The sequence below is a fragment of the Candidatus Curtissbacteria bacterium genome (genome assembly GCA_024654445.1).
Taxonomy (GTDB): Bacteria; Patescibacteriota; Microgenomatia; order Curtissbacterales; family GWA2-41-24; genus JANLHP01.
On sequence record JANLHP010000015.1, the window covers coordinates 1 to 20,371 of the forward strand.

The 20,371-nt window shown below is 40.1% G+C and carries 31 protein-coding genes; 6 read left to right on the plus strand and 25 right to left on the minus strand.

Going from position 1 to position 20,371, the window contains the following annotated elements; genetic code table 11:
* Positions 1 to 117 precede the first annotated feature (117 nt).
* From NUV69_01900 to NUV69_01910, 3 genes are read left to right on the plus strand one after another with little or no spacing between them, the layout of a single operon-like run.
* A complete protein-coding gene (locus NUV69_01900; protein ID MCR4324418.1) occupies positions 118 to 873 on the plus strand; it encodes an alpha/beta hydrolase in 756 nt (251 codons plus the stop codon).
* On the plus strand, positions 870 to 1,496 hold the full coding sequence (locus tag NUV69_01905; GenBank protein ID MCR4324419.1) for a hypothetical protein: 627 nt from the start codon (positions 870 to 872) through the stop codon (positions 1,494 to 1,496). The genes NUV69_01900 and NUV69_01905 overlap by 4 nt, the downstream gene beginning before the upstream one ends.
* 19 nt (positions 1,497 to 1,515) lie before the next feature.
* On the plus strand, positions 1,516 to 2,202 hold the full coding sequence (locus NUV69_01910; protein MCR4324420.1) for a hypothetical protein: 687 nt from the start codon (positions 1,516 to 1,518) through the stop codon (positions 2,200 to 2,202).
* Positions 2,203 to 2,419: 217 nt separating this feature from the next.
* On the opposite strand, the gene NUV69_01915 is transcribed toward NUV69_01910, so the two are convergent.
* From NUV69_01915 to NUV69_02025, 23 genes are all read right to left on the minus strand, one after another.
* A complete protein-coding gene (locus tag NUV69_01915; GenBank protein ID MCR4324421.1) occupies positions 2,420 to 2,899 on the minus strand; it encodes a hypothetical protein in 480 nt (159 codons plus the stop codon).
* Positions 2,900 to 2,940: 41 nt separating this feature from the next.
* The gene (locus NUV69_01920; protein ID MCR4324422.1) at positions 2,941 to 3,381 is read right to left on the minus strand and encodes a DNA methylase; all 441 of its coding nucleotides are present in this window, start codon (positions 3,379 to 3,381) and stop codon (positions 2,941 to 2,943) included.
* Between the two features lie 23 nt (positions 3,382 to 3,404).
* Complete coding sequence (locus tag NUV69_01925) at positions 3,405 to 4,130, minus strand: MBL fold metallo-hydrolase (GenBank protein MCR4324423.1); 726 nt, start codon at positions 4,128 to 4,130, stop codon at positions 3,405 to 3,407.
* A 1-nt stretch (position 4,131) separates the two neighbouring features.
* Positions 4,132 to 5,502 carry an RtcB family protein gene (locus tag NUV69_01930; protein ID MCR4324424.1) on the minus strand — a complete coding sequence of 457 codons (1,371 nt, stop codon included), beginning with the start codon at positions 5,500 to 5,502 and terminating at the stop codon, positions 4,132 to 4,134.
* A 77-nt stretch (positions 5,503 to 5,579) separates the two neighbouring features.
* Complete coding sequence (locus tag NUV69_01935) at positions 5,580 to 5,996, minus strand: archease (GenBank protein ID MCR4324425.1); 417 nt, start codon at positions 5,994 to 5,996, stop codon at positions 5,580 to 5,582.
* Entirely contained in the window at positions 5,993 to 6,544 is a 552-nt protein-coding gene (gene thpR / locus NUV69_01940; protein MCR4324426.1) for an RNA 2',3'-cyclic phosphodiesterase, read from the minus strand. The genes NUV69_01935 and thpR overlap by 4 nt, the downstream gene beginning before the upstream one ends.
* A gap of 2 nt (positions 6,545 to 6,546) precedes the next feature.
* The gene (locus NUV69_01945; GenBank protein MCR4324427.1) at positions 6,547 to 7,401 is read right to left on the minus strand and encodes a hypothetical protein; all 855 of its coding nucleotides are present in this window, start codon (positions 7,399 to 7,401) and stop codon (positions 6,547 to 6,549) included.
* A gap of 8 nt (positions 7,402 to 7,409) precedes the next feature.
* Entirely contained in the window at positions 7,410 to 8,387 is a 978-nt protein-coding gene (locus NUV69_01950; protein MCR4324428.1) for a CapA family protein, read from the minus strand.
* Complete coding sequence (locus tag NUV69_01955; GenBank protein ID MCR4324429.1) at positions 8,384 to 9,028, minus strand: dienelactone hydrolase family protein; 645 nt, start codon at positions 9,026 to 9,028, stop codon at positions 8,384 to 8,386. The genes NUV69_01950 and NUV69_01955 overlap by 4 nt, the downstream gene beginning before the upstream one ends.
* Positions 9,016 to 9,927, minus strand: coding sequence for a ribose-phosphate diphosphokinase (gene prs, locus NUV69_01960; GenBank protein ID MCR4324430.1), 912 nt, complete (start codon positions 9,925 to 9,927; stop codon positions 9,016 to 9,018). Before prs ends, NUV69_01955 begins: the two co-directional genes overlap by 13 nt.
* Positions 9,899 to 10,567, minus strand: coding sequence for a phosphoribosyltransferase family protein (locus tag NUV69_01965; protein MCR4324431.1), 669 nt, complete (start codon positions 10,565 to 10,567; stop codon positions 9,899 to 9,901). Before NUV69_01965 ends, prs begins: the two co-directional genes overlap by 29 nt.
* Positions 10,551 to 11,243: an alpha/beta hydrolase gene (locus NUV69_01970; GenBank protein ID MCR4324432.1), complete on the minus strand. Its 693-nt coding sequence runs from the start codon at positions 11,241 to 11,243 to the stop codon at positions 10,551 to 10,553. The genes NUV69_01965 and NUV69_01970 overlap by 17 nt, the downstream gene beginning before the upstream one ends.
* Before the next feature lie 109 nt (positions 11,244 to 11,352).
* Positions 11,353 to 11,787 (minus strand): SDR family NAD(P)-dependent oxidoreductase, encoded by a 435-nt coding sequence (locus NUV69_01975; protein MCR4324433.1) that lies wholly within the window; start codon positions 11,785 to 11,787, stop codon positions 11,353 to 11,355.
* 142 nt (positions 11,788 to 11,929) lie between these two features.
* Entirely contained in the window at positions 11,930 to 12,787 is an 858-nt protein-coding gene (locus tag NUV69_01980; protein ID MCR4324434.1) for a GerMN domain-containing protein, read from the minus strand.
* Positions 12,788 to 13,270 (minus strand): hypothetical protein, encoded by a 483-nt coding sequence (locus tag NUV69_01985; GenBank protein MCR4324435.1) that lies wholly within the window; start codon positions 13,268 to 13,270, stop codon positions 12,788 to 12,790.
* Complete coding sequence (locus NUV69_01990) at positions 13,260 to 13,772, minus strand: universal stress protein (protein MCR4324436.1); 513 nt, start codon at positions 13,770 to 13,772, stop codon at positions 13,260 to 13,262. Before NUV69_01990 ends, NUV69_01985 begins: the two co-directional genes overlap by 11 nt.
* Positions 13,769 to 14,062 carry a hypothetical protein gene (locus NUV69_01995; protein MCR4324437.1) on the minus strand — a complete coding sequence of 98 codons (294 nt, stop codon included), beginning with the start codon at positions 14,060 to 14,062 and terminating at the stop codon, positions 13,769 to 13,771. Before NUV69_01995 ends, NUV69_01990 begins: the two co-directional genes overlap by 4 nt.
* Complete coding sequence (locus NUV69_02000) at positions 14,059 to 14,460, minus strand: secondary thiamine-phosphate synthase enzyme YjbQ (protein MCR4324438.1); 402 nt, start codon at positions 14,458 to 14,460, stop codon at positions 14,059 to 14,061. The genes NUV69_01995 and NUV69_02000 overlap by 4 nt, the downstream gene beginning before the upstream one ends.
* Before the next feature lie 14 nt (positions 14,461 to 14,474).
* Positions 14,475 to 14,687, minus strand: a complete 213-nt coding sequence (locus NUV69_02005) for a hypothetical protein (GenBank protein MCR4324439.1) — start codon at positions 14,685 to 14,687, stop codon at positions 14,475 to 14,477.
* Complete coding sequence (locus tag NUV69_02010) at positions 14,680 to 15,477, minus strand: hypothetical protein (GenBank protein ID MCR4324440.1); 798 nt, start codon at positions 15,475 to 15,477, stop codon at positions 14,680 to 14,682. The genes NUV69_02005 and NUV69_02010 overlap by 8 nt, the downstream gene beginning before the upstream one ends.
* Positions 15,461 to 16,180: a protein-L-isoaspartate(D-aspartate) O-methyltransferase gene (locus NUV69_02015; protein ID MCR4324441.1), complete on the minus strand. Its 720-nt coding sequence runs from the start codon at positions 16,178 to 16,180 to the stop codon at positions 15,461 to 15,463. Before NUV69_02015 ends, NUV69_02010 begins: the two co-directional genes overlap by 17 nt.
* Positions 16,170 to 16,523, minus strand: coding sequence for an HPF/RaiA family ribosome-associated protein (locus NUV69_02020; GenBank protein MCR4324442.1), 354 nt, complete (start codon positions 16,521 to 16,523; stop codon positions 16,170 to 16,172). The genes NUV69_02015 and NUV69_02020 overlap by 11 nt, the downstream gene beginning before the upstream one ends.
* A 98-nt stretch (positions 16,524 to 16,621) precedes the next feature.
* Positions 16,622 to 17,026 (minus strand): Hsp20/alpha crystallin family protein, encoded by a 405-nt coding sequence (locus NUV69_02025; GenBank protein MCR4324443.1) that lies wholly within the window; start codon positions 17,024 to 17,026, stop codon positions 16,622 to 16,624.
* 346 nt (positions 17,027 to 17,372) lie between these two features.
* On the opposite strand from NUV69_02025, the gene NUV69_02030 reads away from it, so the two are divergent.
* Together NUV69_02030 and NUV69_02035 are read left to right on the plus strand one after the other, a co-directional pair.
* Entirely contained in the window at positions 17,373 to 18,032 is a 660-nt protein-coding gene (locus NUV69_02030) for a Crp/Fnr family transcriptional regulator (protein ID MCR4324444.1), read from the plus strand.
* Positions 18,033 to 18,150: 118 nt separating this feature from the next.
* The gene (locus tag NUV69_02035; protein ID MCR4324445.1) at positions 18,151 to 18,774 is read left to right on the plus strand and encodes a class I SAM-dependent methyltransferase; all 624 of its coding nucleotides are present in this window, start codon (positions 18,151 to 18,153) and stop codon (positions 18,772 to 18,774) included.
* Here NUV69_02035 and NUV69_02040 read toward each other — a convergent pair.
* A complete protein-coding gene (locus tag NUV69_02040; GenBank protein ID MCR4324446.1) occupies positions 18,771 to 19,322 on the minus strand; it encodes a hypothetical protein in 552 nt (183 codons plus the stop codon). The two genes, NUV69_02035 and NUV69_02040, sit on opposite strands and share 4 nt — an antisense overlap.
* A 79-nt stretch (positions 19,323 to 19,401) precedes the next feature.
* Between NUV69_02040 and NUV69_02045 the strand changes: the two genes are divergently transcribed.
* Positions 19,402 to 19,671: a hypothetical protein gene (locus NUV69_02045; GenBank protein ID MCR4324447.1), complete on the plus strand. Its 270-nt coding sequence runs from the start codon at positions 19,402 to 19,404 to the stop codon at positions 19,669 to 19,671.
* On the opposite strand, the gene NUV69_02050 is transcribed toward NUV69_02045, so the two are convergent.
* Entirely contained in the window at positions 19,654 to 20,328 is a 675-nt protein-coding gene (locus NUV69_02050; GenBank protein MCR4324448.1) for a hypothetical protein, read from the minus strand. The two genes, NUV69_02045 and NUV69_02050, sit on opposite strands and share 18 nt — an antisense overlap.
* Positions 20,329 to 20,371 lie beyond the last annotated feature (43 nt).

Sequence of the window (20,371 nt, forward strand, 5' to 3'; positions counted from 1 at the left end):
CAGCCAAATTTTGAACATATTGTTAACCTCAAAAATCATCAAAAATCGGCAATTTTTGCAATAAGGCGGATGGGATTCGAACTTCCAGCTTCAAAGTGATATAAATATGTCAATTCCATGAAGGTGCGGAAAATACAAACTAACAACAATTTAGGAGATACACTTGTTGGTCTAGAAACCCAACCTGATGAAGGTAGAAATAAGTATCCCTCAGTTGTATTGGTTCACGGATTTGGAGCAACAAAAGAGGAGGGTGGCATGTTTGATGACATTACAGATAGTTTGGCAAAAAGTGGAATCTTAGTATCTAGGTTTGATTTTTCCGGACGTGGAGAGAGTGAAGGTAATTACTCTGATACGTCACTTAGCAAACAACGTGATGATTTGGAATCAATCCTCGATTTTGTTAAATCACAGCCATTGGTTGATACGGCCCGAATTGGAGTACTCGGACAATCTTTTGGTACACCTACCACTATAACCTTACATCCTGATATAAAATCACTTGTTTTAATGGGGTCGTTTGGTCACGTTAAAGAGATAATGAAAAACCTTTTCGGTGATGGTTACAACCCATCAGGAATATCAACTAGAGTGAAAACGGACGGCGAAACTGTAAAGTTAAACCCTGTGTTTTGGAGCGATTTTGAAAATCACGATATTTTAGCCTCAATGAAACTGATTAAGTATCCCGTCCTTTTTATACACGGATCCGAAGATGATATTGTTCCAGTGTCTGAAATGGAAGCTCTTTTTAACGTTGCAAATGAGCCAAAAGAAAAAGTTGTTATCGAGGGTGGAGACCACGGACTAGATCCACACAGAGATAAAATGATTAAAGCTGTCGTTGACTGGTTTAGGAAAACATTATGAAGATTGTTGACATTCCTTATGTTAAACAACCTGAGCCAACTTCTTGTGCGCTGGCTTGCTACACAATGGTTGCCAAGCATTTCTTTCCGGAATCAACCTTTGAACAAATAGCAGAAATATCAAACTGGCAAAAAGGTTATGTCGTTTGGGCTTTCAAGTTTTGGCTTTGGATTATAGACAAAGATATCAAAATCACAGAATACGACACGCTTGATTACGATGCTTGGGCAAAAGAAGGTCTACATGGTTTAAAAAAGTCTGTTTCAGAAAAAGAGTTTAACTATTATTTAAACAACTCAAAGGATCTAGAATCGTACTCCGAAGATATTGCTAAAGTTCTTCAGCATCCAAATTTTACATTAGTTCAAAAAAAGCCGACATTTGAGCAACTAGAAGAAGCTGTAAATAGCGAAAAAGTTTGTGAGGTAGTTCTGGATTCAAGGACACTTAGAGATCATGATGGCTTTTCACTTCACCGAGTCGTTGTGTTGGGAATAAACAAAGACGAGATAACTTTCCACGACCCGGCTTTCGCGCCAAACACTAAAGTTTCAAAAGAAAAATTTATTAAATCTTGGTTAGAGGCAGTTTCAGAGCCTGAGTTATGCGTTTATGAAAGGTGAACATTAACAGCAAATTACTGTGACAAATTATCAACAAAAGCAGATTGAAGTAATCAATAAGATTGAGAAGCAAGTGAATGGTAATTCGCTACGCTTCAGTACCGTATCGCCAGTCGAAGACTACGAAAATGACAATAGACAATGTTTAACAAGTGTTCATATACCGAACAAAACTCTTAAAGAAAAGATACAAACTGTACTAACTGAACCCCTGCAGGCTATTGAGCCGGATTATTACTACTACTTACCCGATTCGCTTCATTTGACTATCAAAAACGTGAGGGTAATCAACGAACCTGCACACTTCGACGAGAACGATATATTAAAAGTCGAAAAAGTCTTTTCCGAAACGATTCCCAAATACAAAGAATTTAACGTGTATTTCTACCGTTTATTACTTTTTCCTAATAGTCTTGCACTTATTGGTACTACTGATGAGGAATTAGATGACCTTGTTTTAGATTTGGACAAAAAACTAAGCGAGGCCGGCGTCCCAGATGATAAAAAGTACTCGAACTTAAGATACTTTTTTTGTAACATGACCCTCGCTAGATTCTCCCAGGCATCAAAGAAATTCAAGCAAAAAGTAGAAGAGTTGTCAGATTCCATAGATTTTGAACCCTACGCAATTAACTCTGTTACCTTGTTAACCTGTAACGCTGCTTTCAAAAAACGGCATGTAATCAACACTTGGAGCTTGAAATGAAACTTATTGTAGGAATTGTACTGATTTTTGGTAAACTAATTCGGGATATTTGATAATTTCTACCCAGTTTGCGGTTCGGAAGTCATCAACTACTCCCAGCAAAAGGTTTTGGCACAGGGCCAAAGACTTTTGCTGGGATGCAGATTGAACCTTTCAGGTTCGGGCAGCTCTTGCTTTAGCAAAAGAACCCCTGGTTGATGGCATCCTAGTCCCGCAGCTAACTTTTTGTCTTACGCGTTTCCCCCAATTGGAGTAAGAGGTCATATTGCCAATTTCGTTCTTTGACTACGGCAGCATTGGCATCAGAAGAGCCTGTGGCTCTATAGATAGCCTGCTGAGCATAAATCGCAGAACCATAAGAGTGTCGGGGAACATGCGCGGTTGCTACAGCTTGCCTTGCGGCACGGGCGGCAGAGCGGGCGGGGCTATCTTCTCCTACATCACGAGCAGCAGCATGAGATTCAAGAGAAGCCTTGCGAATAACTGCCATCTTGAATACCCCTGTATTAATCCATGCCTCAAGGATTTCGATAGCTTGTCTAGGGCGATGGTCTTCTGGATAATCTTCCTCAAAGTATGGCAGGACACGCTCGGCGCAATTAATTGCCCAGATTGCCAATGTCTTATGGTCAGTTTTACTCACAAGTTCCAACATTGCCTCATCTTTGTGCGTAATTGAGAATTTTTTTTGCTCCACATTAGTCTTTAGATTGTAACAAAGTTGCTTTTAAAATCGTTTTAGTCACAAGTTTTAAATTTGAACACAGGTGAAACATCCCGAAGAAAAATGCTGACTGTTTTTGGACCAACTCCCTTAAATTCGAAAAGTTTTTCTTCGAGATCTTTTTTACTTTTGGCTAATTCAAATAGATTAGTGAGAGTTTTGTAATCTCGTTTTAATTTTTTAGAGACCTCCAACAATTTTGTTGCAGATGAAAAATCATAGCGTACATAATGTCCACGATCTAAAACCTTGACCAATTTATCCCAACCCGCATCAATAATCGAATCAGGAGTTATTAACCCTTCCTTCAAAAGTTCAAGATAAGTATTTCGAGCTACTTTCTGTTGAATAGGCTTGCCAAAAAGTAAACATGCTAAAAACCATTTGAAAAGCTCTGTCTCTTTTTTGCTTTCTATGTCTATACCTAGATCTTTTGAATAAATATTTTTTTTCATTAAAAAGTACTTCCTTTTTACCTTTAAATATAAAGTTTAAGTCCATCATAAGCAGGGAATGCTCTTGGACAAATTTTTGTAAGTTCTTTCTGGAATTTTTCATGGGGAGGTACTGATTTACCAATTTGGGTCAAGAAAATTTGGCTAACTTTCCACTGACAAATTTTAGGTAAATCTTTGTCCACTCTTAAATGAGAATAGATTTTCCTTTCCCAGGTTGAACCATCTACTATAAGCAGATCTGCCCCTTGGCAAATGTTTTGAAACTTTTTTGTCAACTTAGCTGTATCAGAAGCATAAATAATTGTTTTTAAACCTTTTAATTTCCAAGCAAAGGTAGGGAACTTTTTATCTTTAGAATGAGGTACCTCATAGGGAGTGATCTTCCAGGAGTCTAGCCTGATATCTTGACCGTCTTTAACTGGGATTAGTTTGAAGCCGGATATTTTAAATTTAGTTTGAATCACTTTTAAAGTTTTAGGGTGGGCAAAAACAGTTATCCCAGATTTCTTATGTTTATTTAGCCACTTTTGAATCTTTCTCATACCACCGCATGCGTCCATGTGGCCATGGGTTAAAAGGATAACGTCTACCCCTTCTATATCCTTAGCTTGTTTAAGGAAGTCGCGAGTAACATCTATCAAAATATTTAAGTTATTTTTTATCAACACAGAGCTTTCTAGTCTTTTTGATTTTTTAACTCCCCGAGTTCCACCGCTTGCGCCCGTGCCAAGAAATTTTATTTGCATATCATCCTTTTACGACTACAACAGGTCTAAGTTTTGCAACTTTTTTGGCGATGCCTGCTTGATGTACAACGTCAATAACATCGTTAATATCCTTATAAGCAACGGGCGCTTCTTCTGCCAGGCCCCTTATCGACCCTGCTTGGATAAAAATTCCCTCTTTCTCCAGTTCAGCCTTGAGCTTTTTGCCTTGAATCTCTTTTTTGGCAGCATGCCTTGACATTCTTCTACCGGCTCCGTGGCAAGTTGAACCAAATGAAATATTCATTGCTTCATCTGTTCCAACAAGAACATAAGAGGCCGTCCCCATGCTGCCAGGGATGATTACCGGTTGGCCGGTTTTTTTATATTCTTCGACTAAATCAGGATGGTTTGGGCCGAAAGCTCGCGTTGCACCTTTTCTATGAACGATAACCTTTTTAATCTTACCGTCGATTTCGTGTTCTTCAACTTTGGCGATATTATGGGCAACGTCGTAAAGAATAGAAAGTTTAGTTTTTGTGCCGAACATTTGCTCAAAAGATTTTCTAACTTCAAATGTAATAAGCTGCCGGTTTGCCCATGCAAAATTGGCCGCCGCCGCCATCGCATTAAAGTAGTCTTGACCCTCCTTTGAAGAGAATGGGCTGCATGCCAGTTCTCTATCAGGCAAACTGATTTTGTAAGCAGAAAGTTTTGAGAGCATAAGCCTGATGTAATCGGTTGCAACCTGATGTCCCAAGCCGCGGGAACCTGTATGGATTAAAATAACAACCTGATTTTCAGAAAGGCCAAAAACCTTGGCAATTTCCACATCATAAAGTTCATCTACTACATCGACCTCTACAAAGTGATTACCGGCACCGAGAGTTCCAAGCTGGTCCCGCCCGCGATCTTTAGCTTGTTGGGAAACTTTTGTGGGATCAGCGTTTTTTAATACCCCGCCGGATTCCAAAAATCTGGTGTCCTTCTTTTCGCCGAAATCTTCCTCGATAATTCTGGAAGCACCATTTGACAAAATTTCATTAAGTTTTTTATCGTCAAGCTTAAGCCGTCCGCCCCGTCCAACTCCCGATGGGATATTTTCAAAAAGAGTTTTGGAAAGCAAACCCTGATGATGTTCGAGGTCCCTTACCACCAATTCTGATTTGAGGAGCCTAACACCACAGTTGATATCGTAGCCGATGCCTCCAGGGGAGATAACTCCGTCCGGATATTCTGTTGCAGCAACGCCCCCTATTGGAAAACCATAACCTTCATGCACATCAGGCATAGCTAATGCTTGGCCTTGAATGCCCGGTAGGGTTGCAACGTTTATGAGTTGCTCGAGCGATTTATCGCGAAAGATTTTGCCAAGCATTTTTTGGCTCGCAAAAATTCTCGCAGGCACAAGCATGTCGGTACGATAAGTCTTAGGAATTTCCCAAATGTAGTCTGTGATTTTGACAAGATTTGATAAAGTTACTGTCACTTTTAGATATCAAAAATTATTGTAGTTTGATACTCTCCCTTTTTGTTTTTGCTAATTTCGGCTTCATGATAAGAGACCGCCTTGATGTCTTCGTCGAAACTTTCTATTTTAAAACCCTGAATCTCCGCTTCGAGGTCGTGTTCTCCTAATTTTTTAAAATCCACGTAAGAAAAAATTGCTTTGTTAATTTGTGAAAGCGTTAAAATTTGAGACAGAAAGTCTACAAGTAAACTCGTTTGGTCATTTGATTCAATCTTAATATGCTCTATTAACAAATTTTGATTATCTTTGATTTTTGAGTCCTTTTTGAAGATTTGGTTCATCCCCAAAAGTGCAGCTTCAAAAAGCTCTGGGAGAGTATCTGCTTTTACTCGAAGTCTAACATCCGCAACATGCGGTTTAACTTTAAAACTTTTCATTTTTTATCTTTCAATTTGAAAGTTTCAATGAGATTGTATGCCGGACCGTCTCGTCCAAGAATTGATTCAAAGAGCTTGATTTCATGAACATGAACTACATTATCTGCTAGTTGAAAATTAGGCAGTTCCACGTTTTTTAGACTTGTTGATTTTTTAAATCTTGCAAGCATGATATGGGCAATATAATCCCTATTTTTTTGTTTGTTGCTTGGAAATTCAGTTTCGAGGCTTATTACGAGGTTCTTATAAGGTGTACTTTTTTTAAAGGTAACCCAGATCGTTTTAATCCTATTTTCGATTTGTTCTACCCCTTTTGGATTTAGAGTAAATGGCGTTATTTCCGTGCATAGAAATTTGATTATAGTTGCAATGTTTACCAGATGTTCTACTCTCACATCCCCTAAAAAATGTGCCGTAATATGCAAATTTTCCGGGCGGGTGATTCTAAGATTGTACTTGTTGAGACTTTTTAGATATCTGGCAAGTTTAGTTTTTAGATGGGTTGGAATGGTTATTGCTAAAAAAACTCTTTTTGTATCTTGTGTCATTTTTATTCATTTTTCTTTGGCTTCTCTGGCTCTGGACGATATGGGGCGGGAATAAATTCGACACCACGGCTTGCATATTTTTCTTTGGGGTAAAGTTTCATGAGACTGTATATTTCCTCGGGAATTTTGTCTGACACTGGAAGACCAATGACTTTTAACTCTTCAACGAAGATTGGATAATCATGGGTTCGTCTGCCGCTTGTTAATATTTGGGCAATTTTTACAGCTTTGTTTTTGGAAAAGTGTTTTAACAGGAGATTTTGGGTTGCCTCGTAAATTTGATTTTGTGCTTTTTGGGCAATATCGCCGTAGATTAGGGTTTTGTCATCTCGATTAGGGTTGGCTGTTTTTAACGCTTTGAGTATTGAAACTGCAGGAAATGCACCTGTTTGCGGATCACCAAGCTGAGGATCGATTGCTCCAAGCACTGCGTTTTGGCTCATAACTATGTTGTCTGCAGCAAGAGCAATAAATGTGCCGCCGCTCATTGCATAGTGAGGGATAAAAACTGTAACTTTTCCTTTATGCCTTTTGAGCGCGAAAGCAATCTGCTCTGAAGCAAGAACTAAGCCTCCTGGTGTGTGCATAATGATGTCAACAGGCATATTGTTTGGAGTCAGGTGAATTGCCGAAAGAATTTGTTCTGCATCTTCTATCCCTATATATCTGGATATAGGGATTCCAAGAAAACTCAAGGTTTCCTGCCGATGAATCAGGGTAATGACTCTGGATTTTCTTTTCTTCTCAATAGATTTTATAAGCAGAATTCTTCTCGCCTCAAGAAGCCGCTTCTGTCCCATTGGCAAGAATATTGAAAGTATTATGAAAAACCAAATTAAATTAAAAATGTTGTCCATAGATGTTTTTATAAAATTAAGGTTAATTTAAAATCTTTTTGGTTTATCTTGAAAACTGTTCCAAGTTTTTTGGAAAGGTTTTGCATTTTCTGCGCGATGATTTCGGCCCTGTCTTTGGATGCGAGCAAAGCCTGACAGTTGTCGATAATTGTGGGAGTTAGTGTAAGTTTTTTGATGCGGCTTCTTTTTACATCTAAGTCCAAGATGAAAATAAATGATTCATCATTTCTTTCAACATCATTGACTGCATAATCATCAACAAAATTGCCAGCACAGTAAATAATCAGTTTGCCTTTGTAGATTTCGACTCCTCTAAAAACATGTCCTGAGTGACCGAAGATGATATCTGCACCTGCATCTATAAGAGCATGAGCGAAGGGTGTGTGATTTTTAGGTACATCATAGCCCCAGTTTGAGCCCCAATGAGCGGATACTATTAAAATTTTGACATCGTCTCTTGTTTTTTTGACTAATTCCAAGAGTCTTTTGGCACGTCTGTCTTTAAGGTCCACAGGAACATAGAAGATTCCCGGCTTATTTTTTGCTGCTTCCCATTGGGGCATGTTGTCGCAAAAAGAGATCATGCCAACGTAATTTCCTGCACCGTTTTCAAGCGCCGGCATGAAGGCCTCAGTGATGTCGATTCCTGCTCCGGCAAAATTGATTGATTCCTTCTTAAAGATATCGATCATTTGCATCAGAGCGTTTGGCCCAAAATCCATTGCGTGGTTGTTGGATATGGATATCGGCGAGAAGTTAGCAATATTCAAACTTTGAACGTTTTTTGGGTCAGTTCTAAAGTGAAAGGTTTTGTTAGGCCAAGGTTTTCCGACGTTTGCTATAACACATTCAAGGTTACATATTTTAATGTTAGCTGACTTGATCGTTGGCAATATATCTCCCCAGATATAAGCCGGAGGATTGTGTCTTAATACTCCGTTGACAAGTCTTCCCAGCATAACATCGCCGACAAAGAGAATTTTCATTTTCTTGCCCCTTTTTTGAAATATTTTAAAAACCAGTCACAGGCCAAATCTGCTACCTTTTTGAGTGTCCCTTCCTCTTCAAATAAATGTGTTGCACCCTCAACAATCTCGAGTTTTTTGGTGCATGTTAATGCGTCATACGCTTGTTGGTTTAACTCGATGACCTCAAAATCACGCCCGCCGACAATTAAAAGGGTCGGCGAAACAACATTCTCTAACATGGCCATTGCCAAATCAGGGCGCCCTCCCCGAGAAACAACTGCTGTGATTTCATTTTTAAGCTGTGCTGATGCAATTAGCGCAGATGCCGCGCCGGTGCTTGCCCCAAAATAACCAATTTTAAGACCTTTTGTTCCTGGCTGTTTTTTTACCCAATTGGTAACGGCAACCAACCTTTTATTTAAAAGATCAATATTGAAGCGATTTTCATAAATCTGATCTTCTTCTTCGGTCAACAGATCGAAAAGAAGGGTTGCGATTTTTGATTTATTCAACACTTTTGCCACAAAAGTATTTCGGGGAGAAAGTCGGCTGCTTCCGCTTCCATGGGCAAAAAGCACGAGGCCGTTGGCTCCTTTTGGGATATCAAGCGTTCCCTCCAGGGTTACATTATCAATTTTTACGTTTACTAACTTAGCCATGATATCACTCCTTTTTCTTTGTTTAAAAGAGCATCGGTAAGTATTGGCATAATTGAGAGAACCTTAATATTTTTCGTGGCAACTTGTTTTGGCAAAGGGATCGTATCCGTACAATAGACACGTTTAGCACCAAGTTTCCATAAATGTTTCCATTCGTCTCCAGTAAATAACCCGTGTGTGACCATAATGTAAATTTCAACAACACCAGCTTCCCGCAATTTATAGCATGCTGAAACCAGGGTGCTTCCGGTGTCTAACATGTCATCCACAATTATGGCTTGGTTCGTTACCTTCCCATACAGTTTTGAATGGACTACGCCACTTGCCGTTCTATGTTTTTTAAAATATGCAATGCGGGAGATATTTGCCTCTTTTGCGACAAGCCGGCATCTTTTAATTGCTCCCTCATCCGGAGCAACGATAGTGGCATTTGAAAGTTTAAGAGCCTTGATTTCACTGGCGAAAATAGGTGAACTGGCAACAGAGATTACTGGCACTCCAAAAAGACCTTTAGATTCCTGGCTGTGAATATCAATCGTAATAACCTTGTTTATTCCTGAGGATTTGAAAACCTTGCCTAACCAAGAAAAAGCCTGGCTTTTGGCAACCTCATCTTTATCATGACGGGAGTAAGCCATGTAAGGCAAAATTGCTGCGACTTTTTGGGCGCCTTCTTTTTTAAGGGTATGAGCCAAAAGAAGCAAAGCGAGTAAATTTTCATCGGGCGGGTTGATTGAGACAACAATCACACATGGTTTTTTGTTTACTTTAGTATTTAAAGAGATGTGGATCTCCCCATTTGCAAAACGACGTGTTTCATAGCTACCAAAGTCTTTTGCGGGGATGTTTACAAAAGCTTTTTTTAGATACTCATATCTGGGCTGCAAAAAGATGACCATTTTGTTTCACCTCTCCTTTCATAATTTTGATAACCTCGTTGTCCTCCACAGGTAAAAATTCATCGTAGTATGCCCCGATTCCGCCAAGAAACTCGTACATACTTGGAATATCAAGCGCGACGAATTCGTCAACCTCGGCGCCGATTTGGGATGCGGTGTCTTTTGGGGCAATGGGTACTGCGACAATAATTTTTTTAGGATGTCTATGTTTAAGTTCCAAAATTGCAACTCTCATTGTGAGTCCTGTTGCGATACCGTCGTCGACAAGAATAGCAATTTTACCTTCAGGTGAGATCGATGCTTTTGTGCCAAGATACAATTCTCTGCGCCTTTTTGCCTCTTGCCGCTGATTTTTGGTTTCTTGTCTAAACCAGACTTGGTCAACGGCTTTTACTTCCTCCTCATTTTTGACTATATGGCCGTTTTCGGCAACGGCGGCAATTGCATATTCGGAAATATAAGGATGGCCGATTTTACGGGTAATAATTAAGTCAAGAGGTGCATTTAGGCACTTTGCGATTTCGTTTGCTGTTACAACCCCACCGCGAGGTAGCGCGTAAACTACGATATCTCTCCCTTTGTATTTTTTAAGTTTTTGCGCAAGTTTTTGTCCTGCATCGGCTCTATTTTTGAAATACATGTTTTTTTGGCTTATCACGATAATCCTTCCATTTGATTAAATATTTTTCAAACCACTGCGCAGCCAGGGTAGCAACCTTATCAAGAATCTGGTCTTTTTCAAAAAGGTCTTTGGATTGGAAGATTTTTTCTAAATTTTTGGCGGCGGTAAGACGGGTATATGCAGATTCGTTCGATGCTATTATCTTTTCATCTTCTTCCGCAACTAATAGCAACACAGGGCTCTTTACCAAGTCCAATGCACTTCCGGCTATTTCCGGATGCCCTGCTTGAGAAACGATTGCTTTTATAACTTTTGGGCCAAGTTCGGCTGCCGCGCAAATCGCAGCTGCCGCTCCAGTATCTGTTGAAAAATAACCGATTGGCAGACCTTTTAAATCTGGGTGTTTTTGAATCATTCTCGTGGCTGAAATGAGACGACTTGATAAAAGTGGAATATCTGCTTTTAGCTCAAGATTTTCTTCTTCGGACTCATTAAGCAAATCAAAATGGACAGTCGCAACATTTGCGCTCCGTAGAATTCCCGCAATAAAATTGGCAGTCTGGCTATGCCTGGAACGTCCAGATGCATGTGCAAAAAGAACAACGCCTAAAGCATTTTTTGGAATTCTTATGTCTTCCTCCACGAGGGTAGCATCCAGTTTGATATCATCTACAGTTCTTGTTGCTTTTGCCATAATTTTTCTTACTCCTATGTAAGTAATACACCTCCATCCACAATAATTTGACTACCAGTTATATAAGAGGACATGTCAGATGCTAAAGAATAATGCGACTTTACCAATGTCATCTGGTTCTCCCATTCGCTGCATTGGATTTTTTATAAAGTTTTCCAAGTTTTGAAGCATCATAATGAGCAAGACCGACAGATGACGGGTGAAGAACATCAATTGAAGTGACGTTAATAATCCTTCCGTCACGTCCTCGCTTAATCATTTGCTCTGCAACATATTTTGTGTAGAGAAACACGCTCTTGAGGTTTACAGCAAGAACTTTTTCAAAATCTGCAAGAGCCATACTCATAACAGGCATGGAAGGATATATACCGGCATTATTGATTAAAGTATCAATGGAGCCGTAAGTTTGAATTGTTTTCTTAACCATCTGCATAATATCTTTTTCTTTAGGTACATCAGCTTGAATTGATAATGCATTACAGCCGGTTTTTGGTAGTTCCCTCGCAGTCTTATCGGCCTTGTCTTTGCCGAGGCTAGTGACGATTACGTTAGCTCCGGCTTGAGCCAGTCGGCAGGAGATACCATATCCTATTTCAACTGCTCTCTGTTACGATCGCAGTTTTCCCGGTTAAATCTAGTAATTTATTGACTTGTATTAATTCCATCTCATCATGTTAACCACCCCTTTAAGGTTGTAAGATGTCCTCCGTTTTTCCATCAATAGAAATTATTACGTTCTTAACTGTAGGAAATTGTTTCAGCGTCTCGGTAATTTGCGCGCGAATTGCAGCTACCCGACACGATCCTCCTACTTGCTCTTCAAGCTTTTTGTCAAAATCAACTTGCGCTACTCCATCCGTAATAGTTAATTTTTGTATCTTCACGTCTGTATTAATACTAGTAAAGTAACCGTGCAATTTTTCCGATTCTGTAGGACCTTTAAGCAGTTCTTCTACGGCAATTCTTGCTGGTGTTTGTGTTTTTCCGGTGCTTCGAAGTACCGGAAAAACATTCGCGCATTGCAATCCTCCTGGTTGCTGATTGCTTCCAAAATAGATTCGTATCGTCGTATTCTTCTCCTTGTCAAACTGAACAGGGATGGTGACCTTATCTATCTCGGAAGCATCTTTTGCTGAATAGTCAAATACTTCAATAGTTCCCATTGTTCCGGAGGGTTCTGCCAGTGTGTTTGTAGAGATTGTAAAAGCTCCAAACTGACCAATATCAGGACTATTTGCGTATGCGCTGCCTTCGGCGAGAATTGTGCCATCTGCATCACGAACTCGCCAGTTAAATTGGTTTTCAAAAACACGCGCCTCTCCTCTTATGACAATTGGTAAGGACACTGTTTGATTTGGTGCCGGTGAAGTAACCTTAATATTTCCCTGTTCGCTGACAATTGGCGAGGATAAAGCTGATGGACTTGGACTTGACAAGGACAAGGGTTGAGGAACATTAAATCTTGCGCGCAACAAATAAACTGCTCCCGCGACAATTAACGTCAGCGCGATTCCTACTAATATTCCTATCGATGTCTTGTTCATTTAGCTCCTTTTAGTGGTTTTTACCAACTTAAGGTAGCCAAGAATGAGCGCGATTACAAACCCTATTGCAACGATAATGAATCGAAACTTATCGTCTCCGCTGGCTATTCCTCTTATGATGCTGTAAAAAAGCGTAAGAACACCTCCAAGCAACAATCCGTCCGCGATAAGTAAAATTTTCTTGAAAAAAGTAAGGCTGATTACGAGCGTTACTATTGAGGCGACAATCGCGATAAGCGCGACATTGCGGTTATAAACTTTCATCCTCTCCTGAAAATCTTTGAACTCTAGGTCGTATTGTTCTTGTTTATTTTTCAACTCTACAAAAACAGATTCGCTAACCCTTTCTTCGGGCCGTGTAACCTTAAGCGCCGATGGCATTTCGGGCTCCTTTGGAGTTTCATAAAATGCAGCAATGCCGAAACCTACAAGCGCGGCAAATAAAACTCCAATAAATATCGTGTAAACAAACCTAAGAATCATACTTTTCCCCTTCCGGACGAACAACCAATATCGGGCATGAAGCATGGCGAATCACATAATCGGCAACAGAACCCAAAAGTACACGTCTAAGGCCTGAACGACCGTGTGTCGATATTACAATTAGGTCGCAGTGCTGTTTTTTTGCAGTTGAGACAATTTTTGAAGTATCAATGCCTTGCTGCACAATTATGGAGACTTTCCCGGTATGATTTTCTTCCAGTTGTGCCTTTATTTCTTCCAGTCCTGCTTTTGCTCTTTTAACTTTGTCTTTGATAATTTCTTTTGCTAACGCTTCGTCTGCGGGAATAGGAGAATATACTGTTGGAGGAATTCCAACAGGAACAAGACCAGCTATTTCCTGCTCTACGGTTGGAACCACCTGAAGTAATATAACTTCAGCGCCCAAAAGGTTTGCCAAGGTGTTAACGTGTGGTATGGCAGCGGACGCGAGCTTCGAGCCATCGTGCGTTACAAGGATTTTTCTGTATACTACTTTCCTCATTCTCTGACCTTTCCTTGTCCACCCGGTTTTCCCAAAATTGCCATTGGTCGTTCCCGCCATATCCGGTTTACCTTGTATTTAAGCGTATAGATATAAAGAAGAACCCAGCCATTTTGGAGTAATGAATTTACGATTTTTCTTCCTTCGGATTCTATGTTGTGTCCGGCAAGCTGTGTAATATTTAAGGACCATAATGGTTTGCACGAAAGGTCAATTATCTTTCGTGGAATTTTTATAATTTCGGAGAAATTACGTGAATTTGTGAACTCAATTTTTGTATCGTCTTTCATAAAGAAATAATTATTTGTCTTTTTTTAGGCCCATTTAACTCGATCAAAATGATTCTTTGATACTCCCCCAAAAGTAGTTTTCCATTTTTATATGGAACGGAAAGTGAAGGACCGAAATAAGCGGCAGTGACATGACTAGGTAGATGAGCAACATGGTGGTTATGGGCGTATTGGTCTCTAATTGTTGTGAATCTTGGAATTTCAACTTCAAACGCGTCTACCAGTTCCAGTTCCAACTTCGGGTCTAAATAGGAGGTTGTAAGCGCGGCTGTAGTATGCGCTACAAATAGTTGGCAAAAACCCTCTTTTTGCTTTTGTGCTTTAACAAGCGCAGCGATTTTATCTGTTATATCAACAATCCCCTTCTGTTTTTTAGTTTTGATAATAAGTTTTTCCATCTATCACCTCTTTTTCATTTTATTTTCCATACTAGATACAAGAAGAAGACGAGAAGCAGTGCGTCTACAATCATAGCTATAGTGTTGATTTCCCGGGTAAGAGTAAAGTTAAAAAAAGTTTTACTTGTAAATGGCATCATGTCATCAAGAATAAACCAGGCGTGAACTAATAATTCGTGTACGAGTGCGCCTACTGCGAATATGGAGATAATCTTTAATTTATTCATTTTCTACTCCTTTTCCGGTGTTTATCCCCTGTGCGATTTCCTTGCTATGTAAAAAAACTTCGTTCAGGGGAATATTAAGTTCCGTGACAAATTCTCCAAGGACAAGTTTGTTAAGCGGGTAAGTTAAATGTTTTTTAACTTTCGGGATAATGTCTTTATGGCCACCGATGATGACAAAACTGACGGGGTAATCTTTGGCAAACTTACGTGTTTCCCGAGCTATTAATTTAAGGTGCCTGTGCAAATGATCTTCTATATGTCTCATAATTTTCCCCTGTTGATCCCACGTGTCGTCTCCATGCTTTACCCTTTGCGGCACTTGTCCATCGAGGACATTCTTATGCTCCTGCATCTCCCCCAAATAAACAGTGAACAGTCGTGCTTTTTCCCTGTCGGCGAGTAGGACTAAATACGGCTTATATTCGTCCAAAGCTTCTATTATGGGTTGAATGTAAGGTGAGTATGAGATAGTGCAAAGTGGAGGAAGATAAAACTCGAATTCTAAAATTTCCCATAATTTCTTGTCTGCTGTAAAGAAGGCGATGCTTCTGTTGCCGCGAGAATCGTATGCAGTTTTAAGGTATTCATCTACACGTCTAATGTCCTTTCTGAACTTTTTCCATTCTTCTTCTCCCAGGGTTTGATTAATTAGAGAGTGAAATATAGAAGATATATTAGATGAAATAGGTGTTTTCGTTCCCGTCGTGCCCAGGTAGACAGATAATATTGGAAAGGGAGAATTAGAAAATTCTCGAAGTTTTTTTATGGTTTTCTCAACTTTGTTGTCCATATATTTTATGATTATTTTTTTGCTTCTGATAAAAATTGCCAAAGTTATCGCCAAAGCCTAATTTTCCTCGAAGCGGGACAAAAGCAACGGGTTCGATGTCGATAAATTTGATCGTACTTCCCGTTTTTTTACCTACTTTTAATTGTTGTCCATAAAGATTATCTCCGATCGGAATGACGATTCTGCCGCCTGCTTTAAGTTGGTCAATCAATGGTTGAGGAATTCGATTACCGGCAGCTGTCACAACAATAGCATCATACGGAGCGTATTTAGGAAGACCGACAGAACCATCGCCTATTTCAACTTGAACATTATTAAGTTGTAATTCTTCGAGAACTTTTGCCGCCCTGTCTGCTAATTTCCCAATTACTTCTATCGTATAGACCTTTTTGGCGAGCTGCGAAAGAATTGCCGCTTGGAAACCGGAGCCTGTACCCACTTCCAGTACCTTTTCGCGGCCCTCGAGTTCCAGCGCCTGAGTCATTACGGCGACCAGCGACGGTTGACTGATCGTTTGACCTTCACCAATCGGCAGCGGGATATCCAAATAAGCATCCTGTCGATATTTTGCAGGGACAAACTTATGTCTCGGGACCTTCAGGAAAGCACTTATGACACGCCGGTCTGTCACCCCTGCCGGTTTTATGTAACCTTCCACAAGTTCTTTTTGCGATTTTCGAACCTCTCTAAGTTTAAAATCCATAATTCCTCCTTACCGATTCATGACGATAGTACTGGCTGTCATTCGTAAAGTGCTTCCCCTTATATCTGCTTAATTCTTTAAACAAATGCTCAAAAGCCTGATTAATTGCTTCGTCCGCGTTAGCACCTTGGAAGTAAGTGTATAAATGTTTTTTAGGAAGAGAGAGATAAATAGAACCATCAAAAAAATTTCTTCTCCTGTTTCTTTTAATGACCACTTTGATTAAACCCAGACCTCGATCGATATGCGGCAACCATTGTTCAAGTTTTTGTACATGCCTATCAATTGAATCCCAAAGATGGCTGCTTAACCGATACTGTCTTGCTGTAATACATAGATTCATATTTTATTCTCCCTTAAGATAAAAGGTTTTTGTTCCTTTGTTTCTACCATTTGTTGAAAAGCTCTGCTTATTTCTACCATGTGCCCTGTGCTGTCCTTTCAACCTGTCTTTACGACAATTTTTTTAGGTTGAGATTTTGGAGCTTTTGCAAAAGTTACCGTCATAACACCATTTTTTGCTTCAGCCTTCGGTTCTTTATTTGTGTCTACTTCTCCCGGAACCAAAACGCGGTAAGAAAAAGAACTCGATGCTTTGCGAAAATATTTTTTCTTCTTTTCTTCCTCTTCTTTTTCGCCCCTAATTGTTAATATTCCTTTTTCGAAAGTGACGTCGACATTTTTAGGGTCGATCCCCGGCACCGCCGCTTCTACATATACGTTATTATTGTCTTCGGAAATCGAAAGCCCGCTGATTGTCGCAGTTGCAGGTAGTAGATCGTCTTCTAATTCTTCGAACAGAGTTGGGAATCCCCACATAGATCTTGGTACTAAATAGTCATTCATTTACATTCACCCCCTTTCGTCTCACTTGTTATAATTGTGTCCGGGTTGAATGCTAGAACTTGGAAGATCTGTCCGGGTAATGAATCTTGAACTAAGCTCTTCAGAGGCCTCAAGGATGTGCTTAATTTTGACGGAAGTAGAAGGCGTGCTCCCTCTAAACCGCGACTTGGGAGAAATAAATTATTTTTAGTGACCGTAAGTGTTTCTATCATGTTGAATGTAGAATAACCGATTCTTCAAGAGACTGCAGTGATGTTCATTACATGCTGTGGATGATATGTAGTACCTTTAATTTGTGACGTTTGTCACAAAAACCTGCTAGAATTCGCGGGCCGCCGATTTTATTGTGGTAATTGATACTGTTTCTCAAAAATTAGACCGGTTTTTCTCTCAATCAAAACCTTTCTACTATAAAAAAGGTGATATTTTAGTCCGTGCGGATGACCCAATATTTGGAGTTTTTTTGTTAAAAAAAGGTCTCGTCAGGCAGTATGTTGTTTCCGAAAAGGGCGATGAGTTGACAATCCATATATATAAACCGGTTTGTTTTTTCCCAGTCATGTTAGTTTTTTATAGCGTTGCCAATCCTTATTACTTTGAAGCAATGGATGACATAGAGGTTTGGCGAATGCCTCCGGAGAAGGTAACAGAATTTTTGAAAAGTGAACCCGATGTTCTTTTGGATTTAACAAGAAGGTTTGCAGCAGGACTTGTTGGCCTTTCGACCAGGATAGAAAATTTAATGTTTAAAGACACATACGGAAGGATTGCTTCTCTTTTAACCTATTTTGCGAAAAGATTTGGACGGCGAGAAGAAGGTGTAACCGTGATAAAAATACCATTGACTCACAAAGATTTAGCTTCCTGGGTTGGCGCATCAAGAGAAAATGTTACCAGGCAAATTGAAAAGTTAAGGAGAAAGGGTTTAATTACTTTCGACAATCACATGATCGGAGTGAAGGACATTCGAAAGTTAGAGAAAGAATCTACTGGTGGCCGTGATTAAAGACTCATAGGTAATTGGGAACATAAAGGAGATAAAAAATGTATTATCTCTATATTCTTTGATGTTCAGACAATTTTCAGGCTGGTTTGGTACGAGTTTGCGTGTATAATACAAATTTATGGTCGAATCTTTGGTCGAAGGAGGCAGTGTTGAATCCGAAAATGGATACGTGTTGCTGGAACTGGGATGCGGAAGCAGGCCTCTTCCCTTCCGGGCAAGCGGAAATTTTCGAGGAGACAATTACTACATCGGCGTTGATTTACCACGCCATCTGCAAGAAGAAGTTTATTCACAGAGTAAGTGGGGACTTCCAAACGACGGTTTAAAAAAGTGCGTGGAGCGAATAGAGAGTTTAGATCCCGAAGAGCAAAAACGAATCGGTCTTCTGGAGGCCGATATGTTCCTCGGACTTCCAATTGGTGACCACGCTGTCGATGAGGTATACCTCTCGAATGTTCTTTCGGATCCACGCATATTTTACGACGATAACAGCTCGGCAAATTTTGTGACCTTGTTTTGCGAAATACGAAGAGTTCTAAAAGTTGAGGGTCGTCTGACCGTATTTACCTCTTATGATCCATTGTACGAGAAACAGGTTAAGCAGTTATTGGACGAAAATGGTTTTAGAATAGAACAACAATATAGTGCGAGAAACCCAAAAGATTTGGAATTTATGCGCAGATATAACCGTGATGTGTATTACGGTGAAGGAGCGTATCTTTTGTCGGCTGTTCCTGTTTAATTTTCTACACCAGGGGTATTTGGCCAGGGTCGGACACGGTTTCTCTCTAATATTTCTCGTTGCCCGCGGATTTTATCGCCCCTAAGGGTTTGGTTGTTATGTGTCAGGACGAGTTGTGCGCCAGGCATGGTTTGGTCAACATCGTGGAGAAGGTAACAAGCTGTTGCAAGAGTTCTGTCTTGGGCGTCGACAAAACGTTGCTTAACCACTCCTCTTATGTCTATATCTGGCAGTACGGCTGTGCGTCCAGTTCTACTATCAGGGTGAGAAGCTCGCATCACGTCGCAGAGATGCCAGTAAGAAATTCTTCTTCCGTTGATGCCTGTTGCCCTTAGTTTTAAGGCGTACTGAAACCTTCCGATGTTCTCCTCCTTCAATTCTCGTCTCTCCTCTGGAGTTCTTGGATTTAGGTATTTGGAGTTTGTGACTGCGGATACTTTGTTGGGTGGGTTGGAAGAAAGAAAGTCGAGAAATTCTTCGTATGAATCTGCGCGAAGTTCGCGTTTCACCATTTCTGGAATGTTTCGTATCGTTTCCTGAATTCCCATGGTTGGAGATTATATAGGAGTGGAGGCTTAGAGTAAACTCAAGGTGATTTTTATCGTCCTATAGTGTTATAATAAACAGGTGAAAGAAAATTTAAGTTTCAATAAAGTCCTTGCCGTAGGATCTGTTTGCGGTTTAGGCGCGACCGTAGTTACTGCGGGTATTGTAGAGCGCATGAGCGACGGTGAAGGTATGAATATTCTGCCGACCGTACTTGTAGCGTGGGGTTCGCTCGCTGTTACTTGGGTTTTTGCTTCTGCTGCGGAAAAAAGGGAAAATGACGACATATTTAGAAGAGTAGATAAACACCTTGAAGAAGCTCGTCGTGAACAACTACTTCGAAATCTTTAGTGGCGAGTTTAGAATTCTGGCTAATATAATTATTCCAATATCAACGGTGATTATTTTTACAAGCGAGTTGGTAGCCATTTTGAAAAATGGGTCTAGGTGTTTTAGCTGGGAAAGAGCGTTTATAAAGGGTTGTGTTCCCCAAACAAAATATACTACGCCAAGAATCAAGCCAACCGCTATTCCAAGTTCGATCGCGCCTTCCATATCGCGGCTACTGGAGAACATCGTGTTGCCAATTTGAAACAAAATGTAGAAAAGCACCGCTGCGGGCAAAAACCCCGTCAGCCCGAGCCTTGAATAGATAGTGATGTTAAGAATAATTAAAAATAGACCTACAATAAGAGGCGCAACGCCGATTAAAAAATGCCTAAAAGGGTCGCTTTCTGCTATCTGTACACTTCCCAACTGAATATCTTTTTCGCCTATTTTCGGAGTTAAGTTCATTTCCCCAACGTAAACGCCGAGTATTTGGGCCGTGGCTGCATGCGAAAATTCGTGGATTACCGTTCCCGGCAAAAATAAAAAGGAAAAGATGCCAATCGCGAGCCGTTTACTTCTGGTAAGTCTGAAAAGAAGCATCAGAAGGCTGCTGGTGAGCACTCTTGAAAGAAGAAAGAGTGATATTAAAAGCAGAATAAATGTTAAGGCAGGATTCACCTTTCAATCTTATCAAAAACTCTTATTTTTCGAGCGGAAGCGA